Source organism: Erwinia sp. HDF1-3R (genome assembly GCF_039621855.1).
Lineage (GTDB): Bacteria > Pseudomonadota > Gammaproteobacteria > Enterobacterales > Enterobacteriaceae > Erwinia.
Genome location: NZ_CP155071.1, coordinates 1,678,014 through 1,695,901 on the forward strand (window position 1 = coordinate 1,678,014; position 17,888 = coordinate 1,695,901).

Below are 17,888 nucleotides of genomic sequence, written 5' to 3' on the forward strand. Positions count from 1 at the left end.
TGCTAAGGGTATGATGTGACTCACATCACACCTATTTCTGGTCCCGTCATGTCCTCAGCAGCTTTATCCAGCGCCCAGCTCAATAAGCGTATTATCTCGGTCGTTATATTCACCTTCTTTTGCTACCTCTCTATTGGCCTGCCGCTGGCGGTACTGCCCGGCTACGTGCATAACGATCTGGGCTACAGTTCGTTTATGGCCGGGTTGATTATCAGCCTGCAATACTTTGCCACGCTGATCAGCCGACCGCAGGCGGGGCGCTATGCCGATCTGCTCGGCCCCAAAAAGGTAGTGCTGATGGGGCTGTTACTCTGTGGAGTTAGCGGCCTGTTCACCCTGCTGGCGGTGACGGTCCACGGCAGTGCGCTCACCAGCCTGCTGCTGCTGGCTGCCGGAAGGATCGCGTTGGGTCTGGGGGAGAGCCTGACCGCAACGGGTTCGATTCTGTGGGGGATAAATATTGTCGGCACGCTACAGAGCGCGCGGGTGATCTCCTGGAACGGTGTGGCAACCTACCTGGCGATGGCCCTGGGGGCACCGCTCGGCGTGATGCTCAACTCCGCGTTTGGTATCCCCGGCTTTGCGGTGTTGATTATGCTGATGGCGATTTTTGGCTTCTGGCTGGCGACTCGCCGTCCGGCGGTAGTGGTGGCAGTGGGGCAGCGCATTCCTTTCACCCAGGTGTTCTCGCGGATCTGGCTGTATGGGCTTTGTCTGGGGCTGGGTACGGTTGGCTTCGGAACCATTGCCACCTTTATCACCCTGTATTTTTCCAGTCACGGCTGGCACGGGGCGGCTTTTTCCCTGACTCTGTTTAGCCTGGGCTTTGTGGTGATGAGGCTGATTTTCAGCAGCTTTATCGGGCGGTTTGGCGGCATCCGGGTGTCGCTGTTTTCCTTTGTTATTGAGTGTATTGGACTGCTGCTGATCTGGCAGGGCCACTCATCCTGGATGGTGGACGTGGGCGCATTCCTCACCGGTTCCGGCTTCTCGCTGGTGTTTCCCGCTCTTGGCGTGGAGGCTATTCGCCGGGTGGCTCCGCAGAATCAGGGGTCAGCGCTGGGGCTCTATTCCGCATTTCTGGATTTTGGCCTGGGTATTACCGGCCCGGTGGCCGGGCTGCTAATCGGGCGCTGGGGCGTGGATTCAATCTACCTGGCGGCGGCCCTGGTAGTGATGGTGGCGCTGTTTATCACCGTGCGGCTTCGACTGATTACGCCGCCGAACGAGAATACCGCCTAAGCCAACCTGCTGACAGCCAGCACCGGGAAAGGGCGCATCGGATTTAACCGGGCTGGTAGCCGCAGATGCGCCGCCTGGGGCGTTGCACCAGGCGCAGCGGCTCAATAGGCTTAATAGTGCACATTTCAGCCCAGCCGATGAGCGCTGGGCTATGTCAGTTTGCCGCGACGGGCGTTCGCGTAGCAGTCATTATCTTTGGGCGCCGCCGTATATATAGAGCAGATAACAGTAACAGGCTCAGCGGCCTGATGATTGGTTTTGCTGACCGTAGCTGGCCATAGCTTTCTATTAATTCCTGAACCTTTCGTGCGCAATAAGCTTATCTATCAGACCTTTCCCTCTCACTCTGTCCAGCCCGATCCTGTACCCTGGAAAGAAAAATGGTCCTGATGACGTAAGTTGAGGAGTTAACTCACCACTATGCCCCACTCAATTCGCGGCGGCCCTGCGCGAGCTGGCCTGCTAACCTGTCTGCTGGTCTCTCCGCCTTTTGCCATCGCTGATACCGTCTGGATGAAAAATGGTGACCGGGTCAGCGGCACGGTGCGCTCGCTCAGCGACGGCAAGCTGGTCATAGACACCGGCTATGCGGGAACGGTATCGCTAAACTGGAATGCAGTAAGTACCCTGTCCAGCGAAAAGGATTTTGACGTCCGTAACGGTAAAAGCAGCAAAACCTTTAAAGCCCGCCTTGAAGCCACCGATGCTGGCTACATTATCGTGCATCAGGGAGAAAGCCAGCAGCGCGTGCCCGTCGCCCGATTTGAAGAGTTCCTTAAGCCAAAGCCGAAAACGGCTGCGCTGAGCTGGACGGGGAATATTGATGCGGGTGTCAGCCTGAAAAAGGCTTCTACCCGCACTCAGGATTACAATCTCGCCTATAACAACAAAGTGAATGTCGGTAAGTGGCGTAATGACTTTGGCGGAACTTACAACCGCGAAGAAGAAGACGGTACGATGAATACCGATAATTACAGTCTGCGCTATGCGCTGGACTATATGTTTCGCGATCGGTATTTCTGGCAGGGCAGGGCGAGCTATAAGCGTGACTGGGTAGAGGATATTTCCCAGCAGGGTTTGATCGGCACCGGTCCCGGCTACCAGTTTTGGGATGATGAGCTGGGTTCATTTTCGATGTCGCTTTTAGGCGGTGCTTTTGCCTACAGTTACAGCGATGGCAGTTCAGATAGCCATTTTGGGGCTTCAGTACGCTGGGACTATCAGCGTTTCCTTCGGGGCAGGACGCTGTCGCTTTTCACGCACGGTGAAGTGGGTCATTCGCTGGATGACGATGCTATTTTCAGTATGGATGCGGAGGTGGGATTGCGTTATCAGCTCACCAGCTGGTCATCGCTTAATATCACCTATGGTCATAACCTGATTAGCGGCACGCGTGATACGCTTAACGAGCGGAGTTTTATTACCGGGCTGGGGGTTAAGTGGTAGTTCAGTCGTTTTTTCGCAGCGGGCATACCATCCCGGCGTGAGTGTCGCCTGGTGTGGCAGAGGCTTGTGCCGTCGCCTACGGGTGCGGCCCGGTGTGACAGAGGCTTGTGTAGTCGCCTACGTGTGGTGGCCGGTGCGACAGAGGCCCGTGTGGTCGCCAACGGGTGGGGCCCGGTGCCAGGCGGTCCTCGCGCCGCGCATGGCGCGGTTCCTTCGCTCCGCTTGTCGACCTTTCGGAGCGGGCAGTGACGGGACATCCCTGTCCCGGCATGCCCTTGTGCCAGCCTCCCTGCTGGCCCATCCGGGTCTTCCTCTCTACGCTCAGCGCTGCGGAATGCCTGTCACCGGGCCCCACCCGTCTGCTTCTTTGCATTGTGCTGGCTGCGGGTAAGTGCGGTTTCGGGGTTATATGAAACTCTGGATCAGGTGTGGAAACGGAAAGAACGCTGTAAATAAGAAATCATCTTTGCCAAAGACTCCGTGTTGTCACTGGAGCCTGATGCTGCAAAGATGTTGCCTGTGGGGGCGCATGATGTACGGAGGTTCCGATGAATGTCGCCTGCGGATAGTGCCCGTTGCGCTAGAGGCTTAGTGCCGTCGCCTACGGCTGGGACCCGGTGCCTGGCGGTCCTCGCGCCGCGCGTGGCGCGGTTCCTTCGCTCCGCTCGTCGACCTTTCGGAGCGGTCATGACGTGACATCCCTGTCCCGGCATGCCCTTGTGCCAGCCTCCCTGCTGGCCCATCCGGGTCTTCCTCTCTGCACTCAGCGCTGCGGATTGCCTGTCACCGGGCCCCACCCGTCTGCTTATTGCATTGTGCTGGCTGCGGGTAAGGGCGGTGTCGGAGATTCCCGGAAACTCTTCGCCAGATATGAATGCGTACAGGAAATATGCAATGACCAAAATAGTTGGGATATGAAGAAAATCAGAAGACTGGGAATGCACAGTTTATTGTGACTGGTTTTTTCGTGGTGCAGATAAATGACCTAAATAGCGGCACCAAAAACTAAATCGAAAAGTGAGCCGAATCCTGCGCGAGAGCAAACCTTAACGGGGATAGGCTATGAAATCTGCGGACAGATAAACGGTTTTACCGGAGCAGCTCAGTAGCCCGCGGACAGATAAACGGTTTTACCGGAGCAGCTCAGCAGCCTGCGGACAGATAAACGGTTTTACTTAAAGCAGCTCAGCAGCCTGAGAGGTGGATAATCCCTGCGGGTGACGGGTAATCCGCAGCGCTGCGGCGAAGACGGAAGGCCAGGCGAGGGCAGCAGGGATGCTGCACTCAGGGAGCGGCGGGCAGGGATGCCCGCTCGCGACCGGGCCGTCCGGCCTGAAGTCGGAGCCAAAGGCACCACGCAACGCGTGGCGCGAGGACGCCCGTCACCCGCAGGGATTATCCACCGGCACAGCAGAAATTGCAGCCAGCACAACCCACCGGCACCCGCAGGGATTATCCACCGGCTCCTCAGATATCACAGCCTGCAACCCACAAAAGCTCTCCACCAAATGCCGAAAATAAAAAAGGGCTCATGATCAACATGAACCCTTCCATTCAAAGCTGGTGAAACGCTGCCCGGTAGCTGAAGCGAATTACTACACCCTTAGCTCCAGCAACTCGCCCGCTTTACCGCAGGTTAAAACTATTAACCCGCCGCTACGCTACCCGGCGTCGCGGTTTTCACGGACGTTGACTTATTGTCATAAATTGGGCCTGGCTGAGCAGGTACAACAAACGAACTTTTGCCATCGGCCGGAGCCTGCTGAGCCGGGGTTGCACTGCCGTCGGCCGGAGCCTGCTGAGCCGGGGCTGCACTGCCGTCGGCCGGAGCCTGCTGAGCCGGGGCTGTACTGCCATCGGTCGGAGCCTGCTGAGCCGGAGCTGCGCTACCATCGGTCGGAGCCTGCTGAACCGGGGCTGCGCTACCGTCTACTGTCGGCGCGGCAGATGCTGCATCCTGATTAACCACGTTGGCACCCTGCTGCGTCGCAGGGGTCATGGGTTCTTCCTTCGGCAATGCACCACTCATCTCCTGCACGGCGATCGCAGCAGGGGCCGTATAGTCGGCACCGCCATTGACCCGCGTTGGAATGCCACTGCGCCTCTTCATGGCGGCGTCCATGGCGTTACTGTCAACGCTGGCATCGCTAACCACTTTACTGACCACTGGCGTAATGGACAGCGGCACCGGTTCACGAGAATTAAACTGCTCCTCGGTCTGCGACAGCGGATTATGCACCTCAACCATACGTGAACCATCAGGCTCCACGCTGGCTTTAATCGGCTGATTGATAAACTGCACGCGCGTACCTACCGGCACATTGTCGTAAAGCCATTTAATATCGTCAGCGCGAAGACGTACACAGCCATGACTCACGCGCAGGCCGATACCAAAGTTCGCATTGGTCCCGTGGATTGCGTAAAGACGACCAATATAGAGGGCATACAGCCCCATGGGATTGTCCGGGCCAGCCGGGAAAATCGTTGGCAGCGGCGAGCCATTAGCTACCGAATCTTCGTGCATTTTCTTGGTTGGCGTCCAGGTCGGGCCATCTTTTTTACGCTCGACCGCTGTCGTCCAGTTCATGGGGGTGTCTTTACCCAGTTCACCCACGCCGACCGGCAGAACAACTACCGTTTTGGTGCCTTTAGGATAGTAATAAAGACGCATCTCAGCGCTGTTAACCACAATACCTTCACGCGGGGCATCAGGCAGGATTAGCTGCTGAGGAATAATCAGTTTGGTCCCGGGCTTGGGCAGATAAACATCGACGCCCGGATTGGCTTCAAGCATGTTACTCAGGCCCATCTGATACTGTGCCGCAAAGGCTTCCAGTGGAAGTTTGCTGTCCTGAGGAACGGTAATTTCCAGATTTTGACCAATCAGACGGCTGTTTGCCGCAGGCAGCGGGTAAACCACGGCAAAGGCTGAATGGCTGTATGCCGTAACGGTCAGGACTAAAGCGGCTAATGCGCGGATGCTCTTTTTCATATTTTCTAAGATGTTGCGCCATGTAAACGGTGGATAGATGAACCTGTGCCGCTTAGTGTGAGCGGCTGCACATTATATGGTCATAACCCCGGGGAATAAACCGGGATTTTAACTATTGCGGTAACTTTACGTATATTTCCCGGCCCTGACTGACAGCAAATGGAAAGCCGTTTTGTGAAAGGCGGTTGGAAGCAACGATTTCACCGCTCTTCAGGGAGCGATCACGGCTGCCAGAGCGGGTCTTCACCGCTCAGCTTGCGGTTCAGGAAAAATGCCGCGCTAATCAGCGCCAGGTGGCTCAGGGCCTGGGGGGTATTACCCAGTGCATAGCCCTGACTGTCAAACTCTTCGGCGTACAGCCCCAGCGGGTTGGCGTAGCTCAGCAGCTTCTCAAATTCAAAGTGGGCCTCATTCACCCGACCCGCCCGCGCAAGGCACTCCACGTACCAGAAGGAGCAGGCGACAAAGGATCCTTCGGTTCCTTCCAGCCCGTCAGAAGGGGTCTCCGCCAGATTATAGCGGCGCACTAATCCGTCGCTCACCAGCTTCTCTTTGATAGTATCCAGCGTTGACAGCCAGTCAGGATCGGTTGCGCCGACAAAGCGCACCAGCGGCATCAGCAGCATCGAGGCATCAACATAATCGCCGTGGCGCGTGGCGACAAAATGACCGCGATCCTCGTTCCAGAAATTGGCCCAGATATCTGCACGAATCGCATCCCGGGTCTCCGTCCAGCGCGTCCAGGGCACCTCAAGCGAGCGTTTCTCTCCCAGCCTCACCGCCCTGTCCAGAGCAACCCAGCACATCAGGCGCGAATGAAGAAAATGCTGCGGCTCGCCGCGCATCTCCCAGATCCCGGCATCCGGCTGATTCCAGTTGTCACACAGATAATCGATCATGGTGGTGACGTGCATCCAGCCGCGGTGGGAGATCGCTTCACCGTACTTATTCGCCAGATAAATGGCATCCATCAGCTCGCCATAGATATCCAGCTGCGACTGATTCCATGCACCATTGCCGATCCTTACCGGCGTGGAGTTGGCATAGCCGGAAAGATTCAGCAGCTCGCTCTCCTGCAACTCGGTGCCGCTGTCCAGTCGGTACATCACCTGGAGCTTTTCAATATCCTGATGGCTGTTTTCAACGCAGCGTCCCACCCAGTGGGTGAAATGTTTGGCTTCATCGACATAGCCAAGACGCATCAGGGCATACATGCTGAATGACGCGTCGCGCAGCCAGGAGGCGCGATAGTCCCAGTTACGTTCGCCGCCCAGCTCCTCAGGCAGCCCGAAAGTGGCCGCAGCCGCAATAGAACCGTGCCTGCGCGACGTCAGCAGCTTAAGCGTCAGCGCCGAGCGGTTGACCATTTCCTGCCAGCGGCCATGGTAGGAGCTTTTTGCACTCCATCGGCGCCAGAAGTTCAGCGTTTGCTGGAAACAGTTCAGCGTGGCCTCATCATCAAGCGATTTATCATCGGCGCTGCCGAAAATAAATTCGCGGTGTTCGCCTGCCTTAAGGGTGAAGCGGGCGGTGGCCGCGCTGCCGTCCAGGGTAAAATCGACGTTGCCGCACAGCCGCAGGGTGGGCTGATCGGCGGCAGTAAACAGTACGCTGCCTTCGCTCAGGCTGGCCGAGGTGGTCGCGCGGGCATAGTCGTGAACGGGTGCGCAGCGCAGATTGATAGTGGCTTCGCCGTGCAGCACCTTTATTCGCCTGATCAGGCGTGGGCGATCCTCGTCTTCCTGGCAGACGGGCATATAGTCGGTGATCTCTGCCACGCCCTGACTGTCCAGCCAGCGGGTTTGCAGCAGGGTGGTATCGGGCAGGTAGAGCTGCTGACGGCGGGCATCAGGCCAGTCGGGCTGAATGCTGAAAACACCCGCCTCGTCGCCGTCCAGCAGGGCGGTGAAAACGGAGGGGCTGTCGAGATCGGGCCAGCAGAAATAGTCAATGGTGCCGTCGTTGGCAATTAAGGCACAGGTACGCAGGTCACCTATCACCCCGTGATCTTCAATCTTTCGCTTAATTTGACTCATTCTGCCTCTTTCTCGCGCGCTGCGCGCCGCTTAAAGTAAATTCGCACCGCCCAGACCAGACCGAATATCAGCACGACCCAGAAAATTTGTTTCAGATGGCGATCCAGCGTATGCAGCCAGGGCGCAATGACCTCGCCGCCAAGGTAGCCCAGTGAGACAAAAATCACCGCCCACAGCATCGCGCCAATGATATTCAGCGCCAGGAACTTCTGAGGTTTCAGCTTGCTGGCACCGATAATAATCGGTCCCACGATGCGCAGCCCGTACATAAATCTGACGCCAATAACGAACAGCACGGGCCGTTTGCGGATGAGCCGGTTGGCCTTAGCAATCTGTTTCTGATGCTTTTTAAAGCGTTTAAGGATTGCACTACCGTAATAGCGGCCAATAAAGAAGAGTCCGGTGTCCCCCAGGATGCCGCCGAGCATCGCCACCAGTAGCACCCAGCCGTAGTGTAAAAGTCCCTCATGAGCCGCAACGCCGCCCAGCAGGGTGAAAGTTTCCCCTTCGGCGATACAGCCGATAAAAAGCGCCAGATAACCGTATTGTGATATCAGCCCGTTAACATCCATATGCGTAATCTCCTGCGGTTGATGCGCGTTAACCCTTAAGTTTAACCGCTATGGAATAAACCGCCGCGAAAGTTGTGATGAATTGTTTTTTATTCGCTGAATAATGAGGCAATTAAGCGAAACAGACCCTGCCTGGAAAATAAACAGTTAAACAGCGCTTATACTCAATAGCATCCACCGCCTGAACGTCTCAGGCTCGTCGAAGCGTCATAGCAGAGGAATGAAAAGATGAACCATGTCTGGGGACTTCTTGCGCATCCCGATCGTGAGATGCGTGATATTAAGCAAGAGAACGAAACGATCTCTCACCATTACACGCACCATGTTTTGTTAATGGCGCTGATCCCGGTTATCTGTGCGCTGATTGGTACCACGCAGATTGGCTGGGATCTCGGCGCGCGACATACCATTATGCTTTCGCTGGCCACCGCCGTCGGGTTGGGGATCCTTTTCTATGCGCTTATTTTAGGGGGCGTGGCGCTGATGGGAAGGGTGATTTACTGGATGGCGCGGGAGTATCCTCAGCGCCCCAGCCTGCAGCGCTGCACGGTGTTTGCAGGCTACGTTGGTACGCCGCTATTTATCAGTGGCCTGGTGGCGCTTTATCCGCTGGTGTGGCTGTGCGTACTGGCGGGCGCGCTGGCGCTGCTCTATACCGCTTATCTGCTCTACGTTGGCATTCCGTTATTTTTGAATATCGATCGTGAAGAGAGCCTGCGCTTCTCTGGCTCCACGCTGGCGATTGGCATCCTGGTTTTTGAAGTGTTACTGGCCCTGACCGTGGTGATCTGGGGTTATGGCTACCGGCTGATAGCCTGAATTCGCCGCCGGGCGTCCGGCGGCTATTCGGTAACGCCCGGAAACGAATATCCTGTAGTAAATTTTCAATCCTCCAGAGTATGATGCGCGGGCCAGCTCCCGCCGAGTGCCGTTGCGCGGGGGCGGCGTACGGACTCTCCGTACCAGAATCACCTTTCGATTAAGTTTTTAACGATGCCTGCGAAAATCCGCTTATCTCTTTTGACGTTAGCTCTACTTTTTTCTGGTCAGGGCATCCTGAATCAGGCCGTAGCCCGTCCGCTTCAGGCAGATGCTGTGCCTGTATCGCAGCCACAGATCGCCTCGGGTAGCGCGATGATCGTCGATCTTAATACCAACAAAGTGATTTACGCTAACCATCCGGACCTGGTTCGGCCAATGGCGTCGATAACCAAGCTGATGACGGTGATGGTGACGCTCGATGCGCATCTGCCGCTTGATGAGAAGCTTAATGTCGATATCAGCCACACGCCTGAGATGCGCGGTATCTATTCTCGCGTGCGCCTGAATAGCGAAATTAGCCGCAAAAATATGATGCTGCTGGCGCTTATGTCTTCGGAAAACCGTGCGGCAGCGAGTCTGGCCCACCACTATCCCGGCGGCTATGATGCTTTTATTCGCGCGATGAATGCGAAAGCGCGCGAGCTGGGCATGATGCACACCCATTATGTCGAGCCTACCGGCCTGTCGACGCAAAACGTCTCCACCGCCCGCGATCTCACCAGGCTGCTGATCGCCACGAAGCGCTATCCGCTGATCGGCCAGCTGAGTACCACACATGAAGAGATGGCTACCTTTAGCAATCCTCCCTATCAGCTGCCGTTTCGCAACACCAATCACCTGGTGTATCGCCCCGACTGGAATATCCAGCTAACCAAAACAGGCTTCACCAATGAGGCGGGACACTGCCTGGTGATGCGGACGGTGATTAACCGACGCCCGGTGGCGCTGGTGGTGATGGATGCGTTCGGAAAATATACCCATTTTGCCGATGCCAACCGCCTGCGTACCTGGGTAGAAACCGGTAAAGCCTCGCCCGTTCCTGCCGCTGCGCTAAGCTATAAAAAGCAGAAGGCGGCTGAAATAGTCAGCAATGGGGCAGCCGGCAGCGACGTCGAGTAGGGCATCAGCCTTCCTTGTGCTGTGGGGAAGGCGTTAAGGTTTTTTGCATCAGCAGGGTGTCTCGCCATTTACCCTGTTTAAAACCGACGCTGCGAAAGTTACCCGCGATGTCAAACCCCAGATTTTTATGTAATTTAAACGAACCCTGGTTATTTTCGCCATCGCCAATAATTGCCAGCATCTGATGATAACCTGCTTCATTACAACGTTCGATCAGCCTGTTCATCAGCAGGGTACCAACCCCCTGACCGCTAAAATCAGGGTGAATATAGACAGAGTTTTCCAGCGTGAAGCGGTAGGCGGGACGGGGGCGATACTGGGTGGCATAGCAGTAACCTACCACCTGGTCGCCGCGCGCTGCACAGAGCCAGGGAAGGGCGTGCGAGAGCACTTTTTGATAGCGTAACGCTATTTCATGGCTGTCGGGTGGCGTCTCCTCAAAGGATCCACAGCCGTGAATAACGTGCCAGGCGTAAATGGCGGTAATTGCCTCCATATCGCTCTCAACGGCATCGCGGACGGTTATCAGACTTAACGCAGACATAACAGATCATCCCACTATTAAAGTTTGCTGTTATTTTGTCATACAGGCGTCACAAAGACGTCATAGGCAAGCGTTATGACGCCACATTTTCGTGAGTAATCCTATAGCATCAGTTTTGGGAAAAAGCCTAAACTGGCGCGGGTTTTAACGGGTACTGTCTTCGGTACCATCCATTGTTTGATATCTGGAAATGTTCATGTCTACGTTATTAACCTGGTTTCGCATATTTTTGCTGGCGCTGGTGACACTCTCTCCGGTACTGGCGCAGGCAGATGATGATGCATCCGGGCAGAGTCAGGACGCGCCGGTGAAGGTCAATGCCGCCGTCGAACTGCCTAAAATGCAGAAAGTCCTCGATAAAATTAAGCAGCAGGTATCGGGGGAGACCAATGACAGCAAGCTGAGCGCCCTTAATGATATGGCGCTGGAGCTGTCCGGCGACGCCGATACGCTGACGCAGGGAATTACGCCACAGCGCGCCCAGCTGGTGGCGCAGCTGGCGGTTCTCGGCCCGCCGCCGAAACCGCAAAGCGGCGTAAAAGAGACCGGTGAGGTCACCAGCAAGCGTAGAAATCTGGAAAACCAGAAAGGCAAAATTGACGATCAAATCACCCTGGCAGAGTCGATTAAAAGCAGCGCCATTAACCTTTCGGCGCAGATCGTCAACCTGCGTCGGGACGCGCTGAAAACGCAGCTGGCGCTTAACGCGGGCAGTATTTTCGGGCCACATTTCTGGTCGCCCCTGTTTACTCCGCAGAGCGATGACAGCCAGAAGGTCAGGTACTTTTGTGACGAACTGGCGCAAACGGCGGCGATGTCATGGGAACCCGGCTGGCGCCTGGGCACCGTGCTATGGCTCGTGCTGTCGGTGCTGGTCGCCACGCTGGGGCGCCGCTATCTTGAGCAGTTTCTCGCCTGGGTGGGGATTAATCTGTTGCCCGAAGGGCGCCTGCGCCGCAGCTTCCTGGCCGCCGCGACCGCGCTGACCAGCCTGCTGGCTATTGTGCTGGCCTTTAACTTCCTTGATCTGGCCTTTACCCGCCATGACAACGTGGTGGACGACGTCAGGGATTTTGCCGATAAGCTGGTGAATCTGAGCATTTTATGCGGGCTGATTGCCGGACTGGGCAGGGCGTTTTTATCCACCCGCCGTCCCTCATGGCGTTTACCCAATATCTCTAACGAAGTGGCCCAGGCTTTAAAACCCTTCCCGCCGCTGACCGCCGTGCTGGTGTTTGTTTTCCAGACGATCGAAATTCTCAACAGCAGCGCCAATACCAGCGTCAGCACCACCGTTTTTGCTAATGGCCTGACCGCGCTGCTGATTGGCGCAACGGCGCTCTCCATCAGCCTGCGTACCAACCGCGTGCGCCGCAAAATCATCCTTTCCGGCGCACAGCCGGAGGCGAAATCGACGCTGGTCGGTCTGATCCAGATGGCGATAACGCTGGTAGGCGTGGCGATTATGATCACCCTGCTGATTGGTTACATTACGCTGGCCCGCTTCCTGAGCTATGAGCTTATCTGGATTGGCATTGTTTTCGGCTCATTCTATATTCTCAGCCAGCTGGTGTCCGATGCCTGTGAAACCTTCTTCTCAACCAATACCTCTACCGGTAAAAGCATTCAGCGATCGCTGAACATTGATGAACGCCATCTGGCGCAGGTTTCGACCCTGCTGGGTGCCATCGGTAAAACGTTCCTGGTGCTGGCCGCCGCAATGGCCGCACTGAACGGCACCTTCGGTAGCGGAACGCCGATTGAACTGGTGCAAAAAGCCATTGAGTTTTGGGGCGGGAAGGGGCTGGAGTCGCTGAATATTGTCCCGGCGCACGTGCTGAATGCGCTGCTCAGTCTGGTGGTCGGGATTTACGTACTGCGCTCGGTGAAGCGCTGGCTGGAACATGACTTTCTGCCGAAGACCACCATGGACGTGGGGATGCGCGTTTCGCTGATCACCCTGTTCAGCAACCTTGGCTACGTGGTGGTGTTCCTGCTGGCACTCTCCATTATGGGTCTGCAATGGAACAAGCTGGCGTGGATCGTCAGCGCCCTGTCGGTAGGTATCGGTTTCGGCCTGCAGGAGATTGTGAAGAACTTTATCTCTGGTCTTATCCTGCTGACCGAGCGTCCGGTGAAGGTGGGCGACCTGGTGAGTATCAGTGGGATAGAAGGGGATATCCGCCGCATCAACGTGCGCGCGACCGAAATCCAGCTTGGCGATAAGTCAACGGTGATTGTGCCTAACTCACAGCTGATCTCGCAGAACGTGCGTAACGCCACCATGGGCAATGCGCAGGGCGTGGCCACCATCACGCTCACCTTCCCGCTGGATATCGATCCTGAGAAAGTGCGGGATCTGCTGCTGGACGTTTATAACGAAAATGAGCGCATTCTGGATACCCCTGAACCCTCGGTCTCCTTCAAGGATCTGACCTCTGCTGGGATCGTGCTGGCGGTAACCGGTAACGTCGCCAGTCCGCGCCAGGTCTCGGGTGCCAAGAGCGATCTGCTGTTTGATATTCTGACCCGTTTGCGCAAAGAAGGGGTGGTCCTCTCCACGCCGCAAACAATGATCGTCGAGCAGCGTAACGGCAATCTGGTGGTAAAAGAACCCGAAGGATCAGCGACTGAAGGATAATATGGCTTCCGGCTCTGGCCCAGCGTCGTGGCTGAATCTGGTTTATAAGCTGACTCTGGCTCAAAATGAGCTGCTGATGCTGATGCTGATGCTGATGCTGATGCTGATGCTGATGCTGATGCTGATGCTGATGCTGATGCTGACGCTGAGTCAGCGTCAGCATACTTATCTCACTTCTGGTGACTTTCGCAGCCGCACGCTGCCCAGTGCTTCGCTTTAGTGGTTTTGCCAATTCCTGGATTAAAACTGTTGGTCGGGTCGAGCTGCTGATAAAACGCTCTGAGCTGCGGCTTCGCCTCGTAGAGGTGGCCGACGTTGTGCTCGGCGGGATACTCAGCGCCGCGCGCCGCCAGAATAGCCAGCATCTTCTCTTTAAGCGCGTGGGCGTCCACGCCCTTCTTCACAATATAATCCTGATGGAATACGTGGCAGAAAAAGTGGCCGTAATAGAGGCGGTGTACCAGCGCATCGTCGAATTCGGCTGGCAGGCGCTCGAACCAGTCGCGATCGTTGCGTTTAAGGGCGATGTCCAGCGCCAGAATATCCTCAACCTCATCGTGATGGACCGCATGATAGCGGACCGCCGCACCGGCTGCGGCAAAACGGTGCAGAAACGCCTTCGCCCCCTCTTCTTTATCGCATTCAAAAAAGGCGCCGTCCGCCTGCTGGAAAAAGGCATCAAGATAGCGACGCGCTTCGTCAATACCTTCACCGGACATTTTCAGCATCAGATGATGCTCAAAGCGGTCGCGATACTGCTTAAGTCGCTTTGGCAGCGGAGAGGGGAGCAGATTAGCGAACTTCTGTAGCAGCCGATCGGTGAAGTTGGGTTTAACAAACGAGAGTTTTTTCAGCAGCGCGTCGGCGCGGCCCTTCAGGCTGAAGAACAGCGGCATTTTGTCGGTGCCGAGGCGGTCAATCATCATAAAGGTGTCTTTGCCATAGACTTCGGCAATATCGAAGATATCGCGATGCAGATACTCCCCGGCGACGGGCAGTTCGCGAAACTCACTGAGGATATGGCGGCGAAGCGTATCCAGCACGGCTGTGTCGTTGGTGCCAATGTAGAAAACCTGCTGAGTCGTATCAGCGGGGAAGGTATCCAGCCGCACCGCAAAGAGCGCCAGCCTGCCTGCGCAGCCGGATGCTTCGTACAGGCGCCGGGCATCGGCATTAAAGCGCGAAGGCGTATCAGCTTCGATATCGCGCACGCGTTCGGCATACTCATGGTCAGAGGCGTGGCGCGTATCGTAGCGGACATCGTCCGGCTGCCAGGTTTCATCATCCAGCCGGCTGAGGATCTGTTCAGGGCTGTTACCCAGTTCGATACCCAAATGATTCACCAGCTTCAGTGCGCCCTGCGCATCAATCTGCGCGTAGAGCGCCATTTCGCTGTAGGCGGGGCCACGGCGAATCAGCGATCCGCCTGAGTTATTACAGACGCCGCCCAGCACCGACGCGCCGATGCAGGAGGAGCCGATCACCGAATGAGGCTCGCGTCCCAGCGGCTTCAGCAGCTTCTCCAGCTGATAGAGCGTGCTGCCCGGCAGCGCCAGCACCTGCTTTCCCTTATCCAGCAGCTGAATTTTGTCCATTCTCAGCGTGCTGATAATCACGATATCGCGGTCGTAGTCGTTGCCGTTCGGCGTGGAGCCTTCCGTCAGGCCGGTATTGGCCGCCTGCATCAGGATAATCACGTCTGCGCTGACGCAGGCCTGTAGAATGCGCCACTGTTCCAGCAGCGTACCGGGAAAAACCACCGCCAGCGCGTCACCCTCGCCGGAGCGAAAGCCGCGACGATAGCGTTCAGTGTCGCCGGGATCGGTAAGAAGATGCGCGCGCCCGACGATGCGCTTCAGTTCTGCTACCAGCTGCTGAGGGTCCGGGCGTGAAGAATTAAGCATAGGCGTTGTCCTTTTCATTATCACCGCTTAACCTTAGCACCACTCCGCGCGTGCCGGTGGGGTAAAAAAGTCGATCGCGATCCCGCCAGTGGGTTGAATACTATCTGCTATCATCAACTTATGGCACACTGGCGTACCCGTGTCCTGTCGTGAAATCACTCACTGCTCCGCAGTTATTAAGAGAAACCAACCTGATGAAATGGATGTGCTCTGTCAGCCTTGCTGCCGCCCTGGTGCTGCACCCGGCATTAGCTGAGGACCTTACGGCTCCCCATGCCTTAACGCCGCAAGCCCGCGATGCCTTCGTGACCGATCTGCTGAAAAAGATGACTCTCGATGAAAAAATTGGTCAGCTGCGACTGATAAGCGTCGGGCCGGATAATCCGAAAGAGGCTATCCGCGATATGATCCAGCATGAGCAGGTGGGGGCGATTTTCAACACTGTGACCCGACAGGATATTCGCGCGATGCAGGATCAGGTGATGCAGCTCAGTCGCCTGAAAATCCCCCTCTTTTTTGCCTTTGACGTGGTGCACGGCCAGCGCACCGTTTTCCCTATCCCGCTGGCGCTGGCGGCCAGCTGGGATCTGGCGGCGGTGGCTGACGTGGGGCGGATCTCGGCTTATGAAGCCGCAGATGATGGCCTGAACATGACCTGGGCGCCGATGGTCGACGTCACGCGCGAGCCGCGCTGGGGCCGGGTTTCCGAAGGGTTCGGAGAAGACACCTTTCTGACCTCGGCAATGGGGCGGGCGATGGTTGAATCCATGCAGGGTAAAAGCCCGGCGGATCGCTATTCGGTGATGACCAGCGTAAAACACTTTGCGGCCTATGGCGCAGTAGAGGGCGGCCGCGACTACAACACGGTCGATATGAGCCCGCAGCGTCTGGCGCAGGACTATCTGCCGCCTTATAAAGCCGCGCTGGATGCGGGAAGCGGGGGCGTGATGGTGGCGCTTAACTCGCTAAACGGCGTGCCCGCCACGGCGGACGGCTGGCTGCTAAAAGATCTGCTGCGCAATGAGTGGAAGTTTAAGGGCATTACCATTAGCGACCACGGGGCGATTAAAGAGCTGATCAAGCATGGGGTCGCCAGCGATCCGGAAGACGCGGTGCGCATTGCGATTCAGTCCGGCGTCAATATGAGCATGAGTGATGAATACTACAGTAAGTACCTGCCGGGCCTGGTAAAACGCGGGGCGGTAAGTGAAAACGAGATCGACGACGCCGTCCGCCACGTGCTTAACGTCAAATATGACATGGGGCTGTTTAATAACCCTTACAGCCATCTTGGGCCCAAAGAGAGCGACCCTGCCGATACCAACGCCGAAAGCCGTTTGCACCGGGCAGAGGCGCGTGATGTGGCGCGTAAGAGCATCGTGCTGCTGAAAAACCGTCTTGATACGCTGCCGCTGAAAAAGTCCGGTACCCTTGCGCTGATTGGGCCGCTGGCCGACAGCCAGCGGGACATTATGGGGAGCTGGTCGGCGGCGGGCGTTGCTGCACAGTCGGTGAGCGTGCTGCAGGGGCTGAAAAACGCGACGGCTGGTAAGGCAACGGTACTGTATGCCAAGGGCGCTAACGTGACCGATAACAAAGGCATCCAGGATTTCCTCAATCTGTATGAAAAGGCGGTGACGGTCGACGCGCGTACCCCGCAGCAAATGCTGGATGAGGCGGTTGCCACCGCCAGGAAAGCGGATGTGGTTATTGCGGTGGTCGGCGAAGCCCAGGGCATGGCGCATGAGGCCTCAAGCCGCAGCGACATTACCATTCCTCCCAGCCAGCTGGCGCTGATCGATGCGCTGAAAGCGACCGGCAAGCCGCTGGTGCTGGTTCTGATGAACGGTCGACCGCTGGCGCTGGTGAAGGAGAATATGCAGGCCGATGCGCTGCTGGAGACCTGGTTCAGCGGCACCGAGGGCGGAAATGCCATCGCCGACGTGCTTTTTGGCGACTACAATCCCTCTGGCAAGCTGCCGATATCGTTTCCCCGCTCGGTGGGTCAAATCCCGATTTACTATAATCACCTTAATACCGGGCGTCCTTACGATGCCAACAAGCCGAATAAGTACACCTCGCATTACTATGATGCGGCTAACGGTCCGCTGTTTCCGTTCGGCTATGGTCTGAGCTACACCACCTTTACGGTGTCCCCAGTGGTGATGTCTGCGCCAACCCTGCCGCATAACGGTACGGTGAACGCCAGCGTCACGGTTACCAATACCGGTAAGCGTGACGGCGCCACGGTGGTGCAGATGTATCTGCATGACGACATCGCCAGCATCAGCAGACCGGTCAAAGAGCTGAAGGGCTTTAAGCGCATCATGCTGAAGGCGGGCGAATCACAACGGGTGACGTTCCCGATCGACGTGCAGGCGCTGAGCTTCTGGAATGCGAAGATGCAGTATGTTGCTGAGCCAGGCAAATTCGACGTGATGATTGGACTGGACTCGGTTCGGACGCAGAATGCAGAGTTCACTTACCCGTAATCTCTGCAGGTAAATCAGCCATAGCACAACGTTTATGGCCGGGATAAGGGGCGAAATTTTCGCCCCTTATTATTTTGA

The 17,888-nt window shown here is 56.5% G+C and carries 12 protein-coding genes and 1 pseudogene; 8 read left to right on the plus strand and 5 right to left on the minus strand.

Annotated elements, in window-relative coordinates; genetic code table 11:
* Nucleotides 1-48 precede the first annotated feature (48 nt).
* The 3 genes from AAGR22_RS07800 to AAGR22_RS07810 all read left to right on the plus strand — a co-directional run bounded on the left by AAGR22_RS07800 (nucleotide 49) and on the right by AAGR22_RS07810 (nucleotide 4,209).
* On the plus strand, nucleotides 49-1,242 hold the full coding sequence (locus tag AAGR22_RS07800; RefSeq protein ID WP_067702550.1) for an MFS transporter: 1,194 nt from the start codon (nucleotides 49-51) through the stop codon (nucleotides 1,240-1,242).
* Between the two features lie 420 nt (nucleotides 1,243-1,662).
* Nucleotides 1,663-2,688: a DUF481 domain-containing protein gene (locus AAGR22_RS07805; RefSeq protein ID WP_067702553.1), complete on the plus strand. Its 1,026-nt coding sequence runs from the start codon at nucleotides 1,663-1,665 to the stop codon at nucleotides 2,686-2,688.
* Between the two features lie 1,275 nt (nucleotides 2,689-3,963).
* Nucleotides 3,964-4,209: a hypothetical protein gene (locus tag AAGR22_RS07810; RefSeq protein WP_345831190.1), complete on the plus strand. Its 246-nt coding sequence runs from the start codon at nucleotides 3,964-3,966 to the stop codon at nucleotides 4,207-4,209.
* Nucleotides 4,210-4,678: 469 nt separating this feature from the next.
* Here the strand turns inward: AAGR22_RS07810 and AAGR22_RS07815 are convergent.
* From AAGR22_RS07815 to AAGR22_RS07825, 3 genes and pseudogenes are all read right to left on the minus strand, one after another.
* A pseudogene (locus AAGR22_RS07815) lies at nucleotides 4,679-5,680 on the minus strand (L,D-transpeptidase family protein); the annotation flags it as partial.
* Nucleotides 5,681-5,901: 221 nt separating this feature from the next.
* A complete protein-coding gene (locus AAGR22_RS07820; protein WP_067702562.1) occupies nucleotides 5,902-7,716 on the minus strand; it encodes a glycoside hydrolase family 15 protein in 1,815 nt (604 codons plus the stop codon).
* Nucleotides 7,713-8,288, minus strand: a complete 576-nt coding sequence (locus tag AAGR22_RS07825; protein WP_067702565.1) for a DedA family protein — start codon at nucleotides 8,286-8,288, stop codon at nucleotides 7,713-7,715. The genes AAGR22_RS07820 and AAGR22_RS07825 overlap by 4 nt, the downstream gene beginning before the upstream one ends.
* 228 nt (nucleotides 8,289-8,516) lie before the next feature.
* On the opposite strand from AAGR22_RS07825, the gene AAGR22_RS07830 reads away from it, so the two are divergent.
* A complete protein-coding gene (locus tag AAGR22_RS07830; protein WP_067702568.1) occupies nucleotides 8,517-9,107 on the plus strand; it encodes a Yip1 family protein in 591 nt (196 codons plus the stop codon).
* Between the two features lie 174 nt (nucleotides 9,108-9,281).
* On the plus strand, nucleotides 9,282-10,229 hold the full coding sequence (pbpG, locus tag AAGR22_RS07835; protein WP_067702571.1) for a D-alanyl-D-alanine endopeptidase: 948 nt from the start codon (nucleotides 9,282-9,284) through the stop codon (nucleotides 10,227-10,229).
* A 4-nt stretch (nucleotides 10,230-10,233) separates the two neighbouring features.
* Here pbpG and AAGR22_RS07840 read toward each other — a convergent pair whose 3' ends face one another.
* Complete coding sequence (locus AAGR22_RS07840) at nucleotides 10,234-10,773, minus strand: N-acetyltransferase family protein (RefSeq protein WP_345831191.1); 540 nt, start codon at nucleotides 10,771-10,773, stop codon at nucleotides 10,234-10,236.
* 196 nt (nucleotides 10,774-10,969) lie between these two features.
* On the opposite strand from AAGR22_RS07840, the gene AAGR22_RS07845 reads away from it, so the two are divergent.
* Nucleotides 10,970-13,414 carry a DUF3772 domain-containing protein gene (locus AAGR22_RS07845; protein ID WP_345831192.1) on the plus strand — a complete coding sequence of 815 codons (2,445 nt, stop codon included), beginning with the start codon at nucleotides 10,970-10,972 and terminating at the stop codon, nucleotides 13,412-13,414.
* Between the two features lies 1 nt (nucleotide 13,415).
* Nucleotides 13,416-13,634, plus strand: coding sequence for a hypothetical protein (locus tag AAGR22_RS07850; RefSeq protein ID WP_345831193.1), 219 nt, complete (start codon nucleotides 13,416-13,418; stop codon nucleotides 13,632-13,634).
* On the opposite strand, the gene dld is transcribed toward AAGR22_RS07850, so the two are convergent.
* On the minus strand, nucleotides 13,585-15,318 hold the full coding sequence (gene dld, locus AAGR22_RS07855) for a D-lactate dehydrogenase (RefSeq protein ID WP_345831194.1): 1,734 nt from the start codon (nucleotides 15,316-15,318) through the stop codon (nucleotides 13,585-13,587). The genes AAGR22_RS07850 and dld overlap by 50 nt on opposite strands.
* A 194-nt stretch (nucleotides 15,319-15,512) precedes the next feature.
* Here dld and bglX point away from each other — a divergent pair, with 194 nt between their 5' ends.
* Nucleotides 15,513-17,810 (plus strand): beta-glucosidase BglX, encoded by a 2,298-nt coding sequence (gene bglX / locus AAGR22_RS07860; protein WP_345831195.1) that lies wholly within the window; start codon nucleotides 15,513-15,515, stop codon nucleotides 17,808-17,810.
* The last annotated feature ends 78 nt before the right edge of the window (nucleotides 17,811-17,888 follow it).